General features: G+C 43.1%; 17 protein-coding genes and 1 pseudogene. 8 read left to right on the top strand and 10 right to left on the bottom strand.

What is annotated here, in order from left to right; translation table 11 throughout:
- Positions 1–59 precede the first annotated feature (59 nt).
- Positions 60–428 (top strand): PBECR3 domain-containing polyvalent protein, encoded by a 369-nt coding sequence (locus tag NFS35_RS23825; RefSeq protein WP_251209552.1) that lies wholly within the window; start codon positions 60–62, stop codon positions 426–428.
- 218 nt (positions 429–646) lie between these two features.
- On the opposite strand, the gene NFS35_RS23820 is transcribed toward NFS35_RS23825, so the two are convergent.
- A complete protein-coding gene (locus tag NFS35_RS23820) occupies positions 647–1117 on the bottom strand; it encodes a MerR family transcriptional regulator (RefSeq protein ID WP_251209551.1) in 471 nt (156 codons plus the stop codon).
- 275 nt (positions 1118–1392) lie between these two features.
- Here NFS35_RS23820 and NFS35_RS23815 point away from each other — a divergent pair, with 275 nt between their 5' ends.
- The gene (locus NFS35_RS23815; RefSeq protein ID WP_251209550.1) at positions 1393–1893 is read left to right on the top strand and encodes an IS110 family transposase; all 501 of its coding nucleotides are present in this window, start codon (positions 1393–1395) and stop codon (positions 1891–1893) included.
- A gap of 101 nt (positions 1894–1994) precedes the next feature.
- On the opposite strand, the gene NFS35_RS23810 is transcribed toward NFS35_RS23815, so the two are convergent.
- From NFS35_RS23810 to NFS35_RS23785, 7 genes are all read right to left on the bottom strand, one after another.
- Positions 1995–2402 carry a carboxyl transferase domain-containing protein gene (locus NFS35_RS23810; RefSeq protein ID WP_251209549.1) on the bottom strand — a complete coding sequence of 136 codons (408 nt, stop codon included), beginning with the start codon at positions 2400–2402 and terminating at the stop codon, positions 1995–1997.
- Positions 2372–2797, bottom strand: coding sequence for a carboxyl transferase domain-containing protein (locus NFS35_RS23805; RefSeq protein ID WP_251209548.1), 426 nt, complete (start codon positions 2795–2797; stop codon positions 2372–2374). Before NFS35_RS23805 ends, NFS35_RS23810 begins: the two co-directional genes overlap by 31 nt.
- Positions 2798–3436: 639 nt before the next feature.
- Positions 3437–3553, bottom strand: a complete 117-nt coding sequence (locus NFS35_RS29970) for a transposase (RefSeq protein ID WP_408629653.1) — start codon at positions 3551–3553, stop codon at positions 3437–3439.
- Positions 3554–3584: 31 nt separating this feature from the next.
- Positions 3585–3869, bottom strand: coding sequence for a hypothetical protein (locus NFS35_RS23800; RefSeq protein ID WP_251209547.1), 285 nt, complete (start codon positions 3867–3869; stop codon positions 3585–3587).
- A 366-nt stretch (positions 3870–4235) separates the two neighbouring features.
- The gene (locus NFS35_RS23795; RefSeq protein ID WP_251209546.1) at positions 4236–5120 is read right to left on the bottom strand and encodes an ACP S-malonyltransferase; all 885 of its coding nucleotides are present in this window, start codon (positions 5118–5120) and stop codon (positions 4236–4238) included.
- An 11-nt stretch (positions 5121–5131) separates the two neighbouring features.
- Positions 5132–6922, bottom strand: coding sequence for an ABC transporter ATP-binding protein (locus NFS35_RS23790; protein WP_251209545.1), 1791 nt, complete (start codon positions 6920–6922; stop codon positions 5132–5134).
- The gene (locus tag NFS35_RS23785; protein WP_251209544.1) at positions 6919–8709 is read right to left on the bottom strand and encodes an ABC transporter ATP-binding protein; all 1791 of its coding nucleotides are present in this window, start codon (positions 8707–8709) and stop codon (positions 6919–6921) included. Before NFS35_RS23785 ends, NFS35_RS23790 begins: the two co-directional genes overlap by 4 nt.
- A gap of 244 nt (positions 8710–8953) precedes the next feature.
- Here NFS35_RS23785 and NFS35_RS23780 point away from each other — a divergent pair, with 244 nt between their 5' ends.
- Together NFS35_RS23780 and NFS35_RS29775 are read left to right on the top strand one after the other, a co-directional pair.
- On the top strand, positions 8954–9811 hold the full coding sequence (locus NFS35_RS23780) for an IS110 family transposase (protein WP_251209543.1): 858 nt from the start codon (positions 8954–8956) through the stop codon (positions 9809–9811).
- Positions 9796–10164, top strand: coding sequence for an IS110 family transposase (locus NFS35_RS29775; protein ID WP_334303565.1), 369 nt, complete (start codon positions 9796–9798; stop codon positions 10162–10164). The genes NFS35_RS23780 and NFS35_RS29775 overlap by 16 nt, the downstream gene beginning before the upstream one ends.
- A gap of 54 nt (positions 10165–10218) precedes the next feature.
- Here NFS35_RS29775 and NFS35_RS29770 read toward each other — a convergent pair.
- Together NFS35_RS29770 and NFS35_RS23765 are read right to left on the bottom strand one after the other, a co-directional pair.
- Positions 10219–10698, bottom strand: a pseudogene (locus NFS35_RS29770) (ATP-binding cassette domain-containing protein); the annotation flags it as partial.
- Positions 10674–11636, bottom strand: coding sequence for an ABC transporter transmembrane domain-containing protein (locus NFS35_RS23765; protein ID WP_251209542.1), 963 nt, complete (start codon positions 11634–11636; stop codon positions 10674–10676). The gene NFS35_RS23765 and the pseudogene NFS35_RS29770, both read right to left, overlap by 25 nt.
- A 302-nt stretch (positions 11637–11938) precedes the next feature.
- Between NFS35_RS23765 and NFS35_RS23760 the strand changes: the two genes are divergently transcribed.
- From NFS35_RS23760 to NFS35_RS23745, 4 genes are all read left to right on the top strand, one after another.
- A complete protein-coding gene (locus NFS35_RS23760) occupies positions 11939–12361 on the top strand; it encodes a GNAT family N-acetyltransferase (protein ID WP_251209541.1) in 423 nt (140 codons plus the stop codon).
- Between the two features lie 219 nt (positions 12362–12580).
- Entirely contained in the window at positions 12581–13471 is an 891-nt protein-coding gene (locus NFS35_RS23755) for an AraC family transcriptional regulator (RefSeq protein WP_251209540.1), read from the top strand.
- Between the two features lie 222 nt (positions 13472–13693).
- Positions 13694–14074 (top strand): GntR family transcriptional regulator, encoded by a 381-nt coding sequence (locus NFS35_RS23750; protein WP_251209539.1) that lies wholly within the window; start codon positions 13694–13696, stop codon positions 14072–14074.
- Entirely contained in the window at positions 14067–14924 is an 858-nt protein-coding gene (locus tag NFS35_RS23745; protein ID WP_251209538.1) for an ABC transporter ATP-binding protein, read from the top strand. Before NFS35_RS23750 ends, NFS35_RS23745 begins: the two co-directional genes overlap by 8 nt.
- The last annotated feature ends 64 nt before the right edge of the window (positions 14925–14988 follow it).

Below are 14988 nucleotides of genomic sequence, written 5' to 3'. Positions count from 1 at the left end.
TTCCGTGGAACAGGTTCTGGAAAATAGGCGCTTGAAACTGAACACGAAAGGAACTGCTGATGGAAATAGTTGGTTACATTTCCCAATCTGTTATTAAGACATTAAAGCTGAAGCTTGAGCCTGGCACCCCGGTGTTCATAGGGGAATCCAATATAGAGCATATCAAAAACCGACATCCATATGAGTATGATGTATATTATAAGGACATAGGCATAATAATCAATTCCCCCGACTATGTAGGGCTGAACCCAAAAGATGCATCGATTCTTTTTGTGAAGCTATTCAAAATAAATGCGGATTATGTCCGTGTGGCCGTTAAAATCACATCCGGCGGAAAATGCTTTGCAAAGACATTACATTCTCTAAGCACCTGCAATGCCGAAAGATACATTGAAAAAGGCACTTTAAAACGACTTGACACAAGCTGAATTTGTTGTATAATTAAGTTACCTACAACATAAGCTATATTGAATGAAATCTGAGGACGGAACAGGCGGCCGTCGCCCATGGTTAGGAGATGTGGATTGTCACCCACCTATTTCATTCAAGTTTGCATGGCAGATAACTTCGGTTATCTGCTTTCTTTATTGCCAAACGGCTGCGAGGCACAGCCCTCCCCGAACAGGAGAATCTATCCGGAACATAATCATAGCCACAACGCCTCACTTAAGATTTTCTGCGCCCTGACGTCTTCAAGGCATACCATCTTTACCAACAGCCACGCCCGCTCTTCTTCTGTCATTTCAGTCATCTTCCGCGCTGCGTGGGAGCTTTGCAGATTCTTGATGATCTCGCCCAGACACTCCTCTTTGTATCTGGCGGCATTCACGGTATCCTGCCATGCCTGCCGCTTCTTTTCAAGCATATCAAGCAATGGCGTTTCCCCGGTTTTCCCGTCCATAATCATCTTGATTTCGTCCAGAGAAAAACCGAATGCTTTTAATTCCAGCAGCGCATTTAACTGTTGCACTTGTTCTGCGGAATAATAACGATATCCGTTGGCGGCATCTACTTTCACCGGCTTAATGATCCCTTTCTTTTCATATAAACGGATTGCTTTTCTGGAAACCCCAAAAAAATCAGCAACCTCCCCAATCAGCATAAGGTCATTTTTCATAACATTTCTTGTATGATGTTTATAGAAGCAATACACCATAACTTCCTTTCTTTTTAATATCGTGGTTTAATACAACTCAGATACTGTGGACAATTGATTTTTTTCTGTAGCTTGACTACTCAACAGGAGTGTATTGCCGCTACCTTTATCTGAATTGTTTATTTGCTGGATGAGCCAGAGCATCTGTTCCTGAGTTCTTATTTCAATCAAGTCTACGATGATAATCGTTGGCGGATATCACGGTATCAGAATTTATGAAAGGGAGGTACAACCTCATGATTTACGTAGGCATTGACATTGCCAAACTCAATCATTTTGCATCAGCCATATCTTCTGATGGAAAAGAACTCATGAAGCCGTTCAAATTTACAAATGACGGTGATGGCTTCCAAATGCTGAATTCTCGTCTCACGGATCTTTCTTGTGAAGGCTCCAGCATCATCATCGGTCTGGAACGACGGCACACTACGGCGACAACCTTGTCCGGTATCTTGTTGCCTGTAACTACAACGTGTGTGTTGAACCCCATCAAAACATCGGTCATGCGAAACGATAACATCCGCAAGACCAAGACGGACAAAGCCGACACATTCATCATTGCCAAAACACTTATGATGCAGGACTCTTACAGGTTTGTCTCTTTCTATGACCTTGACCTGATGGAGCTTAAGCAGCTGGGACGTTTCCGCCAGAAGACCATTAAGCACCGGACACGGTTAAAAATCCAGCTGACTTCCTATGTTGACCAGGTCTTTCCGGAACTGCAGTATTTATAGTACTTTTCACCCTTTTTTCTTCTGATTCTTCAAATACAAAATCAGGCAAATCAACACTGTAAGTTTCGTTCATCACTATTACCTCTTTTTCAATGTTTTCTCTACAATGGAATATTTCCGTGCTTTTTGAATATTCCGGAGTCTGTATTCCTTCCCTGTAATACTATTAGTTTGTTTCCAAGCCACTGTCGCAATGCATCAGGCTCCACCGTTTCATCGATATAGCCCTGATCTATTCCATCCTTCGCAGTGATTTTTTTGCTGTATTCCTCCTTAAATTCCCTAATATATTTTTCCTTTTGTTTATCATCTTCGATGGCATCAATCTCCTTGCGATGAAGCATCACAATGGCGCTGTCAACGCCCATGACGCCTATTTGTGCATTTGGAAGTGCGCACACCGCATCAATCCCCAGTGCCTTACTTCCCATTGCTATATATGCTCCGCCGAATGCTTTTCTTACGATGACTGTTATCTTTATTGTAGTGGCTTCAACATAAGAATACAATAGCCCGGAATGTCAAATGCATCACAAAATCTTACAAATGCAGCCGCCTTATCACTGGCATCATAATTGATTACTCCCGCGTCAAATTGGGGCTGGCTGGCAAGAATTCCCACTGTTTTACCCTTGATTCTGCCCAGTCCTGTGAACATTGATTTCGCAAATCTCTCCTTTAGTTCGTAGAGATATCCGTTATCCAGATAATTCTTTACAAACTCCCTCATGTCATATATTTTGTTAGACTCCTGCGGTAGAACATATATCTCACGAGGTTTCTCGTTATCTTCATATTCAATCTGCTGGTTACATATCAGATCTATCAGTTCCCTGACCTTTGCTATAGCTTCCTTTTCACTGGAGCAGACTTTATGAATTTGCCCGCTTACGGAAGCATACAAATTTCTCTATACTTTCTTATTTGTTTTGCACAAAATAGCTTTGTACAATGTTTAATCAAGTTACAAATAATAATAAGCATTCAATAATGGACGAAAACTGTGTCATTTCAGTTACAATGCACATGAGTTTCCAGTCAGAAAGGTACACGAAATAAAACATCATCCTTTTTTATGAAGGCGAATCTGTGTCCCATTCTTCACTATGGCTGCTAACCTCTCATGTCTAACAGAATCATCTTTCGTAGAAGAGTCCTACATTCCTTCGTCCAGCCTACCCATAGAAAGGTGCCGCCTCTGCTCTATACCAGGGTCATGTCCTATAAAATATGCCCTACATTGCTAGAGAGCACCCCTGTAATACAGCACCAATTGAACTCTTGGCGGACATTATCTGCTACAGTGCGTGCTTTTATTATTGGCTGCTTCTGGTCTGATGATGTTCTTTCGGAACTTTTCCTCATCAAAGTCACAGCCTGTTTGTAATACTACATAGAATACTCGAATCGCTTTACATGCAACTGCTATCTTTGCCTGCATTCCACCAGGTGGATTCTTGGTTCGATTCCTGTAATAAAGGAATACATCCTGAAATGCCGGATTCCAGTTCATCAGTGCACGTGCTGATTCATACATTGCTCTTCATAGCTTTCGTCTGCCCCTCTTACTGATTCTTGGCTGACCTTTCTTTTTACCGGAGCTCTTCTTGACTATCTTTAGCCCAGCAAGCTTCTTTAACTTTTTCTTCCAGGTATTCATCAAGTCTTTTTAGCTGTTCTGCCTTAAGGATTTAGTCATTTACAAGTATCCATATCTCAAGTCTTGCAGCCTCACCGGCCTCCAGTCCTACACTGTTTTGCGCAGCCTCTACCAGGGTCTGAGCCCTCTTTATTCCTGCCGCACGTACCTTCGCATCACGCCATATCTGATTGATTCTATCTGCACCGATTTTAAGGATATCCTGTGGTAGTGATACCTCTTTTAGAAGCATAAGTCCACTACACTCAAAATACTCTGGAAAGAACTTCTGGAGCCATCCCTGTATCTGATTTGGCAGACGCACATGCTGTTTCATAATCTGGTCTCTGCAAACAGAGGCCTCTCTGATTTCCGCATATACTCCACTTGGAAGATAAGAAGTTGAAAATTGAGTTCCTCTGTCCAACGAAGGAAAGTAAGGAATCCCATTCCGGTATTGCTAAACTTAAATACTCTTCTTGAAAGTTCAAATCCACAATCAAATGCTCTGCAGAAGTAAGTCTGTAATCCAACATCACCTCCAGCAATAAGTGTGTCGCTTGTTACTTGCTTTAATCTGTCATTTTGTGTAAAATTCATTATAGAAACTTTCAGTGTTTATAAAGTGTTTTTCATCCGACCAAGATGAACACCTTTATTGTACCTAGAGGTTTTCTTTTATTCAATTGACATTATTTCTGAATTACAGGAATGCTCTTTTGTTTTTCTTAAGCAGATTACTAAGTACCTTGCCTCTGCCTGCTTCAATAAACACTTCCGTTCCGTCCTCTATCATTTCACAGGCAATATCATAAAATCTGACACATTCCCTGACCTGAATCGGCAAATATTCATATATTTCATCAACAGATTTATATGCCTTTCCCGTTACGTTACAGTACACCTTTCCCTTGGGAAATGTGATTTCGAAGCTGCTTATCAGTTCCTTCAGAGGCTCGATTATCTCATTCATACAGGGATTGTGAAATGCCGTCTTCACCTCGAGCATTTTCGTCTTTGCCCCTGCTGCCTCGAATCTTTCACCTACAGACTTCAAAGCTCCCCTTCGTCCCGAAATGACAATCTGTCTGATGTCATTGTAGGTCGAAATGCTTACATCTGTTCCGTCCTTTACGCAGGCTTCGGTCAGTTCTTCGACCTCAGGATATGCCATTCCCATTATGGCAAGCATTCCGCCATCTCCCATATCATCGCTGACCTTCTGCATCAGCTGTCCGCGCCTTCTTATAAGTGAAAGACCGTCTTCAAATCTCATTGCCCCGGAGCAAACCAGCGCAGCATATTCACCTACGCTGTGTCCGGCATATGAATCCGGCAGGATATCGTTTCCCTCAATAAATACCCTATAATAGGCAACGCTCGTCAGAAAGATGGCTACCTGGGTGATCTCCGTATCCATTATCTCAGTACTATCGGTGTCAAACAGTTTTTTGGAAAATGAGAAGCCCAGCAATTTGTCAGCCTCATCAAAAACCGCTTTTGCCACCAGGTATGTATTGTACAATTCTTTTCCCATTCCCCAGGCCTGTGTACCCTGCCCGGGAAATAAAACAGATGTTTTCTTCATATTATACGTTCCTATTTTGCATTCTGATTTTCATACCACTGTGCCTGTGACATGAACAGAACATAATATGTGCCTTTTTTATGAATCAGCTCATCATGGGTTCCGATTTCCGCAACACGGCCATTTTCCATAACAACGATTCTGTCCGCAATTCGGGCACTTCCGAGTCTGTGGGTTACAAGCACCGTTGTCCTTTCATCGGATATCTCTTTGAACTTCTTATATATCTTTGTCTCCTCAATGGGATCGATTGCTGCAGTAGGCTCGTCCAACACGATTACCTTACTGTCTCTGTTGATGCCTCTTGCAATAGATACCCTCTGCCACTGTCCGCCTGAAAGGTCGACGCCGTCAAACTCACGGGAAAGCATTGTCTCCAAACCATCGGGATAAGACTGTGATTCCATATCCACATCTGCTTTCTTTAAGGTTTCCAGCAGAGTTTTGTCTCCCCTTTCTGTATCAAGATTGCTGATCATAACATTTTCACGAAGAGTCATCTGATATTTCTGGAACTTCTGGAATACACCGGACATAAGTCCGTAAAGGCTCGATGACTTAATATCCTTTGTGGGTATACCGTCTATTGTCACACTGCCACCGGTGGGCTGATAGATACCTGTAATCAGTCTCACGAGAGTTGATTTTCCGGCTCCGTTATGTCCCACGATCGCAATGGTCTCACCCTTGTTGATCGTCAGATTGACATCTGTCAGGGATTCCTCTTTCGCTCCCGGATATGTAAAGGAGACATTCTTAAGTTCAATCTTTTCACGGAAATAATTTACCTTTGTTTCACCGTCTGTTTCGGGCATATCTATGAAATCAAGAAGGTTGTTGATCGAACCGCTGTTCTTACCTATATCGCCCACAAGATTGATCATTTCTCCCACCATTTCCTGCATCTTTACGATTGCCGTGAATATTGCGGCAAATGTACCCGCCGTAATATCACCTGTAAGCAATGCTCTGACAAAAAGCAGGAGGACGACCAGATAACCCGCAAGGCCTATCCCTTTTCCCGCAAGGTCGAACAGACAGGCTCTCTTTGCCACCTTAAGGCTTTTCTGATTCAGGACGACCATTGTGTCATAATAAAGCTTCTTAAAATAGTTCGTTACGCCCAGGATTCTCGTTTCCTTGAAATATTCCTTGGAGCAGATGGTGCTCTCATAATAATCATAGGATCTTCTCAGCGGAGCGATCTCATCCTCAAGATCAGCGTACATACTTACCTGCACAAGCTTTGTCAGAAGACAGGGCATCATGGAAACAACAATCACGATTGCCAGAACCGGCTTAATCGTAAAAATCCATATTCCCATGAACAGCACATAGGGCAGGAAAAATGCCATCATCATGATAAATGAAAATACCATGTTGAAGATATGGTTGATTCCCATCTCGGCCTTGTTGATGCTGTCCAGGGTTGACGCATCTTCATATTCGATGGCTCCAATTCTGGATATCTTAAGATGGACCTTCTGCATCAATTTCCCGATGACCTTCTGGTTAAATGGCAGATACAGGAAATTGTTGAGTGCGTTGACAAGCTCTGCCAGAATAATGACCACGCCGTACACAATGAGAGAACTGTATATGGTCTTTATGCTTCCGCCTGTATTTATCACTTCACTGCTGGCATCATAAAACTTCTGCAGGAACAAAACCTTTACTGCCCATGACAAGCCATGGAGTATTGTAATTACAAGGAACAATCCAAAAAAGAAAGGCGTTGCCTTAAATACAAGAGGCGCTATCCTCTTAAGTATCTTAATGGGACTTATTTTCTTTTCACTCATTGATACCACCTCCTCTGGCTGTCATACATCGTATAGTAAAGCTGCTTTGCAGCCATCAGCTCATCATGCGTTCCCTGTTCCTCTACATGTCCGTTATCAATTACGTAAATGTAGTCTGCCAGCTTGACCGAGCCCAGCCTGTGGCTGAAGAACAATGTGGTCCTTCCTTCACAAAGCTTTGCAAATTCACTATAAAGGTTACTTTCCGCAATGGGATCCAAAGCGGCTGTGGGTTCATCCAGCACACGGATCGGCGCTTCGCTTACAAAGCATCTTGCAAGGGCGATCCTCTGCCATTCACCGCCGGAGAAATCCTTGCCTTCTTGTGCCAGCTTGCCCAGCAATGTATCCTTACCATCCTCAAGGCCTTCCATGACCGAGTCCAGTTTAAGGGCAGTTATGGCATTGTCGATTGCTTCCTCATCCGCTCCGCCAACGCATCCTATGGCGATATTATCCCAGATTGAAATGGAGTACCTTGCAAAGTCCTGATAGACAACGGAATAAAAGGCTTTCAGCTGAGCTGCCGTATATTCTCTAAGGTCTCTTCCGTTAATAAGTATCCTGCCCTCATAATCCTGATAAAGACCTGTCAGAAGCTTGGCAATTGTACTCTTTCCCGCCCCATTCGCTCCAACGAATGCATAATGCCTGCCGGCTTCTATCTTCATATCCATACTTTTAAGAATATAGGTCTCTGTACCAGGATATTTGAAGGTTACATTCCTGAATTCCAAAGACTTAAACTCTATACCGCCTTCAGGCACGGCATCCGCATCATCATACTGTTCAAATGCTGCAAACTTTGTGATCTCCTTAAGGTATTCGATATGTGTGGATACAGCCTCGATCAATCTTGTCAGCGACCATGACATGGTGTGTACAAGGTCAAAGGCTGCATTTATCAGTGAAAAGAACATACCGATTGTAATGATTCCCGTTGCAACAGGGTTGATGAGCATTGCCGCAATAAAGGTACACAGAAATGCTGTTATCATGCTTCCGGATTTTAGCTTTACAAACCATTTGGCACGTGTCCTTGTTTCCATTTTTCTGGAAATCTCATACTGCTCAAACCACTTGTCATTCAGCTTTTCGTTATATCCGAATACCGTCCTCTCATCAACATTTTCCCTTCCCGTCATTACGGTAGTGAGATATTTGTATTTTCTCTGATATTTGGTGATCTCTTTATTGGCCTCATAGGTTGCCTTTCCGCTTATGAACGAAAGATAGAGAAGCGGTATGGCAACAGCTATGATAATCAGCGCGACCCAGGCAATCTGTGCAATCAGGACGATAAGAAGTCCCGCAATTGTCATGAACAGCGATATCAGATTGACTACATTTGTAAAGCCGTCGATAAACTTATGCTCCATTGTGTCGGCAACACGGTTCATTAAATCCATACTGTCCGTATTTTCAACATACTTAAACGCAATCTTTGAACATTTTTCAACATATGCGCCCTTAAGACTGACCCTCATTTCCATCTCGATTTTGTTGGCAAGATATGCCTTTATGGGCCAGGCAAGCCATTGATACGCTATCATCCCGATCACAATCGCCAGTGAAATATATACCGCTCTTTTTGTTGCAAAGCCGCCTATAAGTCCCAGCGCATTATCAATAAATCTTGCATTCATAATAACCTGGTAGGTTGGCAGAATTGCAGCAGCAAGAGACAGAATCAGATACAATATCGTACACACAGGTGAACTGATGATAGAAAATCTCAGGGAATCCAAATATGTATACTTTTTCTTCTCAAAACGTAATTTCTTCATTTTCCCCTTGTATGATGTTTATAGAAGCAAAAACACCATATTCCCTTTCTTTTTATTTTGTATCGTGGTTCAATACAACTCAGATACTGTGGACTTTGAATTATTTACCTGTAGCTTGACTACTCGACAGGAGTGTATTGCCGCTACCTTTATCTGAATTGTTTATCTGCTGGATGAGCCGGAGCGTCTGTTCCTGAGTTCTTATTTCAATCAAGTCTACGATGATAATCGTTGGTGGACATTAGTGTCAACTTCGTTGACACTGGTATCAGACTTTACAAAAGGGAGGTACAACCTCATAATCTACATAGGCATTGACATTGCCAAGCGGGGCCACTTTGCATCAGCCATATCTTCTGATGGAAAGGAACTCATGAAGCCGTTCAAATTCACGAATGACGGTGATGGCTTCCAAATGCTGCATTCCCGCCTTGAAGAGCTTTCCCGCTCCGGCGACAGCATCATCATCGGTCTTGAATCGACGGCACACTACGGCGACAACCTTGTTCGATACCTTGTCGCCTGTGGCTACAGCGTATGTGTGTTGAACCCCATCAAGACTTCGGTCATGCGCAAGGACAACATCCGCAAGACCAAGACTGACAAAGTCGACACGTTCCTCATTGCAAAGACGCTCATGATGCAGGATTCCCACAGGTCTGTCTCTTTCTACGACCTTGACCTGATGGACCTCAAGCAGCTCGGCCGTTTCCGTCAGAAGACCATCAAGCAGCGGACACGTTTGAAGATCCAGTTGACTTCCTATGTCGACCAGGTCTTCCCCGAACTGCAGTATTTCTTCAAGTCCGGCCTGCACCAGAAAGCCGTCTATGCACTTTTGAAAGAGGCTCCTACGCCCCAGGACATCGCTTCCATGCATATGACCCATCTGAGCCATCTCCTCGTGGCTGCCTCACACGGCCACTTCAAGAAGGAGCAGGCAAAAGAGTTAAGGGTTCTCGCACGGAAGTCTGTCGGCGCCAGCGACAACGCTCTATCTATTCAAATAACAAATCCATTGAAAATGGATTTTCTATCGCACAGATTGAGTTACTGGATAGCCAGTTGGACAGTGTGGAGGCCCAGATGGCAGAAATCATGAAGTTCCACGATTCTGTCATCATGACCATTCCGGGTATCGGCTACATCAACGGCGGAATGATACTTGGGGAAATCGGTGACATACACCGCTTCTCCAGCCCCAATAAGCTGCTTGCCTTCGCCGGTCTGGACCCTTCTGTCTATCAGTCTGGCAATTACAGCGCCAGGCGCACCAGGATGTCCAAACGCGGCTCCAGAGTGCTCAGGTACGCACTCATGAACGCAGCTCACAATGTCGTGAAGAACAACGCCACCTTCAAAGAGTACTATGATAAAACGATGGCGGAGGGCCGGACACACTACAATGCCCTCGGGCACTGTGCCGGCAAGCTCGTCAGGGTCATATCTGCCTAAGGCGTCCAAAACCGACTGTCCGGTATCCTGATCCAGCGCCGAGACCGGCTCATCCAGCAAAATGACCGGAGCATCCTTGCAAAGCGCTCTGGCTATCTGGATCCTCTGAGCCTGCCCGCCTGAGACCTGATTCCCCCGTTCTCCCACATTTGTGTCCAGCCCATCGGGAAGACTCTCAATCCATTTCGTGAGGCTTGCATTTTTACAGGCTGCCCATACGATTTCATCTGAAATACTATGGCCGCAGGTAATATTATCCCTTATGGACAGAGGAAAAAGGCTGTTATTCTGCATGACAAGGGCTACCTGCTTCCTGATTTCCTCCGGGAACCGCCCGCCTGCTATGACAGCCGTTCCGCTGTCAGGCTCATAAAGGCCGGCAAGGATTTTCAATACGGTGCTCTTGCCGCATCCGCTATCCCCCACAATTCCGATGTGCTCGCCGGGCCGTGCCCTGAGCGACAGATTTTTTATCACTACATGTTTCTCATAGGAAAATGAAATATCATCTAAATAAACTGCGTATTGATACATAATTTTTCCTCCAATCTCTCCACAGATGCGCTGAACCGCCGGAAAGAAGCGTATATATTCGGCATATTCTGTAAGAATCCGGAAACATTTCCCGACAGATTGATAAATATATAAAATATCCCCATGCTTATTTCTCCATTTATCACCATAAACCCGCCACATCCAAGCAATGCCAAAAGCGGCGCAAATGAAAGCACGCCTGAAAGCGACATCAGCCTGGCCGCGATCCGCTCTTTCTTAATATTTGCCTCTCCCCATTCGGAGAGCTGTTCCTTCATAGTATCCTGAACCATCTTATATGCGTCATAAATTTGAATCATCGGAAATAATTCCACCATCATGTCCGCCGACCCGTTGATTTTTTTCCGGCTGTTTTGGCATTGCTGTGTGTAATTTTTCAGTATCTTACTGGAAAAGGAACAGTAAAGAATCAGCGGAATCACCGGAACGATGGAAAGCATAGCCAATTTGAAATTCTGGCAAAACAGAAATACCACCGTGACGGCAAACGTCCCAAACTGCTTCATCAATGCAAAGAGATTTTCACTCAGATAATCAGAGATATCTTTTAGCTCATTTTGCATAGCAGACTGCTCTTCTCCCACATGAAGCTTTGAGAGTGTTCGAATATCGCTTTGCAGATAATATCGGGCATATCCCATCCGCATTTCATGCGCAAAAGTTTCGCAGGTACAGGAGGATAGAAACGATGATAAATACTCGCTGATTGCGTGGATAAGGACAATCAGGATTCCGGCTGGTAAAAACAGGTCCATTCCATTCCCTGCATAAAAAGAGTCTGTATTTTCCAGAATGTCCAACAGCTGTGCCAAAAATCTGTTCCAGCACAAATTTAAGATGACAGACAGGAAAGTGAACAGAACTGCCAGGCTAAAAAGAATTTTGTGCAATTTAACAAGCTGCTTTACAATTTTCATAAACGTCCTCCCGCTGCTTTTGCTTCACATATAGTGTAGGCCATGCCCCAGGGGCAAGGTCAAGCAGGAAAAACAGGTAAATGTACTTGTCCATATTGAAATCCTCCGCTATAATAGATTCGTACATATGTCACAGTTCCTCGATTGCCACATTGTCTTACTCCCTCTTCGAAACTGTAGCGCCGTTAGAAATGGATCTGCAAATATATACTCGTGAGCGCATTTGTCTGCCGATTTCTGTTCTTCACTGTAGAAGCGCCCACTCGTTATACAATTTCCACCGTGAAGCCGAGCAGCAGAAAATGGTGCTGAAAAGAGACGTCCCCTGCCAAAGCAGCCACAAAATCCAGCTGTACAGCCCCAAATACAGGGAACAGTATCTTGCGCTCCATTCCGATGACGGCTACTGGACGGCGGAGAAAGTCATAGACGCCTCCGACAGGTTCCGGATCATCCTGGCCCTGGAAGAAGACACGGTAGTAGGCTACATGGATATCACACATAAATTTGAGGAAAACGAACCTTTTGACCTCTTCGTAAAAGAAGAATACCGCCGCAGAGGCTACGGAAGAGCCATACTGGCCAAAGCCATAGAGCTCAACAGGCCCAAAGCCATGATGCTCCTGGTGGATACCGACAATACTGCCGCCATCTCGCTGTACGAATCGTTGGGCTTCGACAGATTCGTGGGCGGCAACAACATTACGGCTCATGTCTCATTATAGAATTCACCGGCCAAACCGAGCCACCTAAGCGCGGAATCTAAGCAACAACCCACAAGCCAAAAAACGCAATCCCCTTCGGCCAATGTGCCGTCTTCACTGATAAAGCCGGCTATGGCGAAGAACAACTTTGAATTTAACAACCTGACAAATCTTCGCAAGCCGGGAAATGTAATCATCTCAAATTGCTTCTATAATAGGCTTCAACAGGAGGAATAAAGTATGGAGTGGATAGCAGCAATGCAACAGGCAATTACTTATATGGAAGAACATCTTATGGAGGAAATAAACTATGAAGATGTAGCCAGGCATGTACACACTTCGAGCTATGAGTTTCATAGAGCATTTAGTTTTCTTGCAGGGATGACTGCCAATACCTATCTTCGCAACCGCAGGTTATCTTTAGCAGGTAGAGAAATTGTAGAAACTGATGCTAAAATAACAGACATCGCGCTGAAGTATGGTTATGAAACACCAGAGAGTTTTACAAAAGCATTCACAAGGTTTCATGGAATTGCGCCTAAATTTGCCAGAGAAGAATCTGCGAAGCTCCTGCTTTTCAATCCACTTGTTATTAAAATAACCGTGGAAGGTGGTAAAAGTATGGATTACAGAATCGTACAAACAAAAGAACAAAAATTTATTGCAGTGGTAAGAAGTTTTCAAAATGAAATCATTAATGACGAGGAAAATCATGATATTCCTGATTTTTGGGGAGAGTGTAATGACAAAAAACTTATAGAACCGATTTGCAATCTGCGACCGGAAGGAAAACGAGACTTGTATGGGTTATGTTCTCCGACGAATAAAGGTGCGGATACGTTTGAATATGGAATTGGTGTCTTGATTGATGAAGATACATCGGAGTTTGATTTCTCAGAAATGCAAAAAGCAGGTTATAGCATCTGGGATGTGAAACCGGGAACTTATGTTGTATTTGACTGCATCGGTGAGGATGGTGATTGTATCGGTGACACTTGGGCTAAATTCTATAAAGAATTCTTGCCACAAATGGGGTATGAATCAGAAGCAGAAACAGATTATGAAATATATTTTGAAAAAGGAAGAAGTGGTCTATTCTGTGAACTGTGGATTCCGATAAGAAGAAAATAATGAAGTCAGGTATGTTAAGAATGTGAAAATTTCAGCTTGATCTCCCCTCATTCTTTCTTTGATATTTCCCTATCAACAAATTTATAGAAAACCTGTTTTAGTCGTAATGTTCTTTGAAATATGCAAAACTCTATAAAAGTTATTTTTATCCTATTGACATGGCTGATATTTCTGGATATACTGTATATGTTTTTTAATATACGGTTGAAGAGAGGTGATTGCTTGCATATTGTAATATCAAATAGTTCTGATTTGCCGATTTATGCGCAGATAAAGGAACAGGTAAAAGAACAAATCTTAACAGGGGAACTTGCAGAAAATGAAACGCTTCCTTCGCTTCGGCAACTGGCAAGAGATTTAAAAATAAGTGTGCTAACCACTACACGAGCCTACAACGAATTGGAACAGGAGGGTTTTATTACAAGCCGTCAAGGTAAAGGCTTCTTTGTGATGTCAAGCGGCTCAAACTTAATTAGAGAGCAGCTAATCAAAGAAGTAGAAAAAAACCTTAACAACGCAATACTGGCAGCCGGGCGCATCCCTATGTCTGATGATGAAATTGTCAGTTTGTTAAAACTTTTATTGGAGGTAGACCATGACTGAAAAATGTTTGGAATTAAAAGGTGTAAGCAAGAACTTTCAAGGGTTTAGACTCAATCATATCAGTTTTGCTTTGCCGCAAGGTTACATTATGGGACTGGTTGGTTCAAATGGCGCTGGAAAGACAACAACGATACGGCTTATTCTTAATATGCTTGAAAAGAATGAGGGAGAAATCCTGGTTTTTGGCAAAGATAATGTACTTCACGAAAAGGCGGTAAAACAGGAAATCGGTGTTGTATTTGACCATATGTTTTATGTTGACAGTTGGACAGTAAGGGATACAGAAAAGGCGATTTCTATTTTCTATGACGATTGGCGGCACAATACGTTTGACGATATGATAAGTCGTTTTTGTCTGCCACAAAATAAAAAAGTTGGCGAGTTATCACGTGGTATGCAGATGAAACTAATGCTTGCCTGTGCCTTTTCACATAATGCAAAGCTGCTTATATTGGACGAACCAACAAGCGGGCTTGACCCTGTTACCCGTGACGAGTTTTTAGAAATTCTGCAAGACTATATAAAAGATGGGGAACGGAGTGTTTTATTCTCAACGCATATTACTTCTGATTTGGAGCAGGTTGCCGATTACATTACGTTTATCAATCAGGGCAATATGATTTTTACGGGCAGTATGGAGGATTTGATAAACAGTTATCGGCTTGTCAAAGGCAGACCGCAAGACCTCACGCCGGAGCTTGAAAAAAATATTGCCGGATTGCGTAAAACAAATATGGGATTTGAGGGGCTTATTACCGCAAATGAAGCAGCTCAATACGGGCATTGTATTCTTGATACTGCCACGATTGATGATATTATAATTTGTATGAGCAAAGGAGCATTCTGGTGATATGTCAAGGGTTTTTTGAAAAAGATTTTGATATGTTTTTCGGGAAAAAGGGTAACTTTAATAG

It is taken from the genome of Acetatifactor aquisgranensis, assembly GCF_943193215.1.
GTDB lineage: Bacteria > Bacillota > Clostridia > Lachnospirales > Lachnospiraceae > Acetatifactor > Acetatifactor aquisgranensis.
The sequence above is the reverse complement of the archived record's forward strand: the minus strand, read 5'-3'. Positions and strand labels throughout refer to the sequence as shown.

Bases quoted from the DNA above. Each gene is read 5' to 3' on its own strand.
- NFS35_RS23825 (WP_251209552.1), top strand. From the start codon at position 60: ATGGAAATAGTTGGTTACATTTCCCAATCTGTTATTAAGACATTAAAG.
- NFS35_RS23820 (WP_251209551.1), bottom strand. From the start codon at position 1,117: ATGAAAAATGACCTTATGCTGATTGGGGAGGTTGCTGATTTTTTTGGG.
- NFS35_RS23815 (WP_251209550.1), top strand. From the start codon at position 1,393: ATGATTTACGTAGGCATTGACATTGCCAAACTCAATCATTTTGCATCA.
- NFS35_RS29970 (WP_408629653.1), bottom strand. From the start codon at position 3,553: ATGAATACCTGGAAGAAAAAGTTAAAGAAGCTTGCTGGGCTAAAGATA.
- NFS35_RS23800 (WP_251209547.1), bottom strand. From the start codon at position 3,869: ATGAAACAGCATGTGCGTCTGCCAAATCAGATACAGGGATGGCTCCAG.
- NFS35_RS23795 (WP_251209546.1), bottom strand. From the start codon at position 5,120: ATGAAGAAAACATCTGTTTTATTTCCCGGGCAGGGTACACAGGCCTGG.
- NFS35_RS23790 (WP_251209545.1), bottom strand. From the start codon at position 6,922: ATGAGTGAAAAGAAAATAAGTCCCATTAAGATACTTAAGAGGATAGCG.
- NFS35_RS23785 (WP_251209544.1), bottom strand. From the start codon at position 8,709: ATGAAGAAATTACGTTTTGAGAAGAAAAAGTATACATATTTGGATTCC.
- NFS35_RS29775 (WP_334303565.1), top strand. From the start codon at position 9,796: ATGGCAGAAATCATGAAGTTCCACGATTCTGTCATCATGACCATTCCG.
- NFS35_RS23765 (WP_251209542.1), bottom strand. From the start codon at position 11,636: ATGAAAATTGTAAAGCAGCTTGTTAAATTGCACAAAATTCTTTTTAGC.
- NFS35_RS23760 (WP_251209541.1), top strand. From the start codon at position 11,939: ATGGTGCTGAAAAGAGACGTCCCCTGCCAAAGCAGCCACAAAATCCAG.
- NFS35_RS23755 (WP_251209540.1), top strand. From the start codon at position 12,581: ATGGAGTGGATAGCAGCAATGCAACAGGCAATTACTTATATGGAAGAA.
- NFS35_RS23745 (WP_251209538.1), top strand. From the start codon at position 14,067: ATGACTGAAAAATGTTTGGAATTAAAAGGTGTAAGCAAGAACTTTCAA.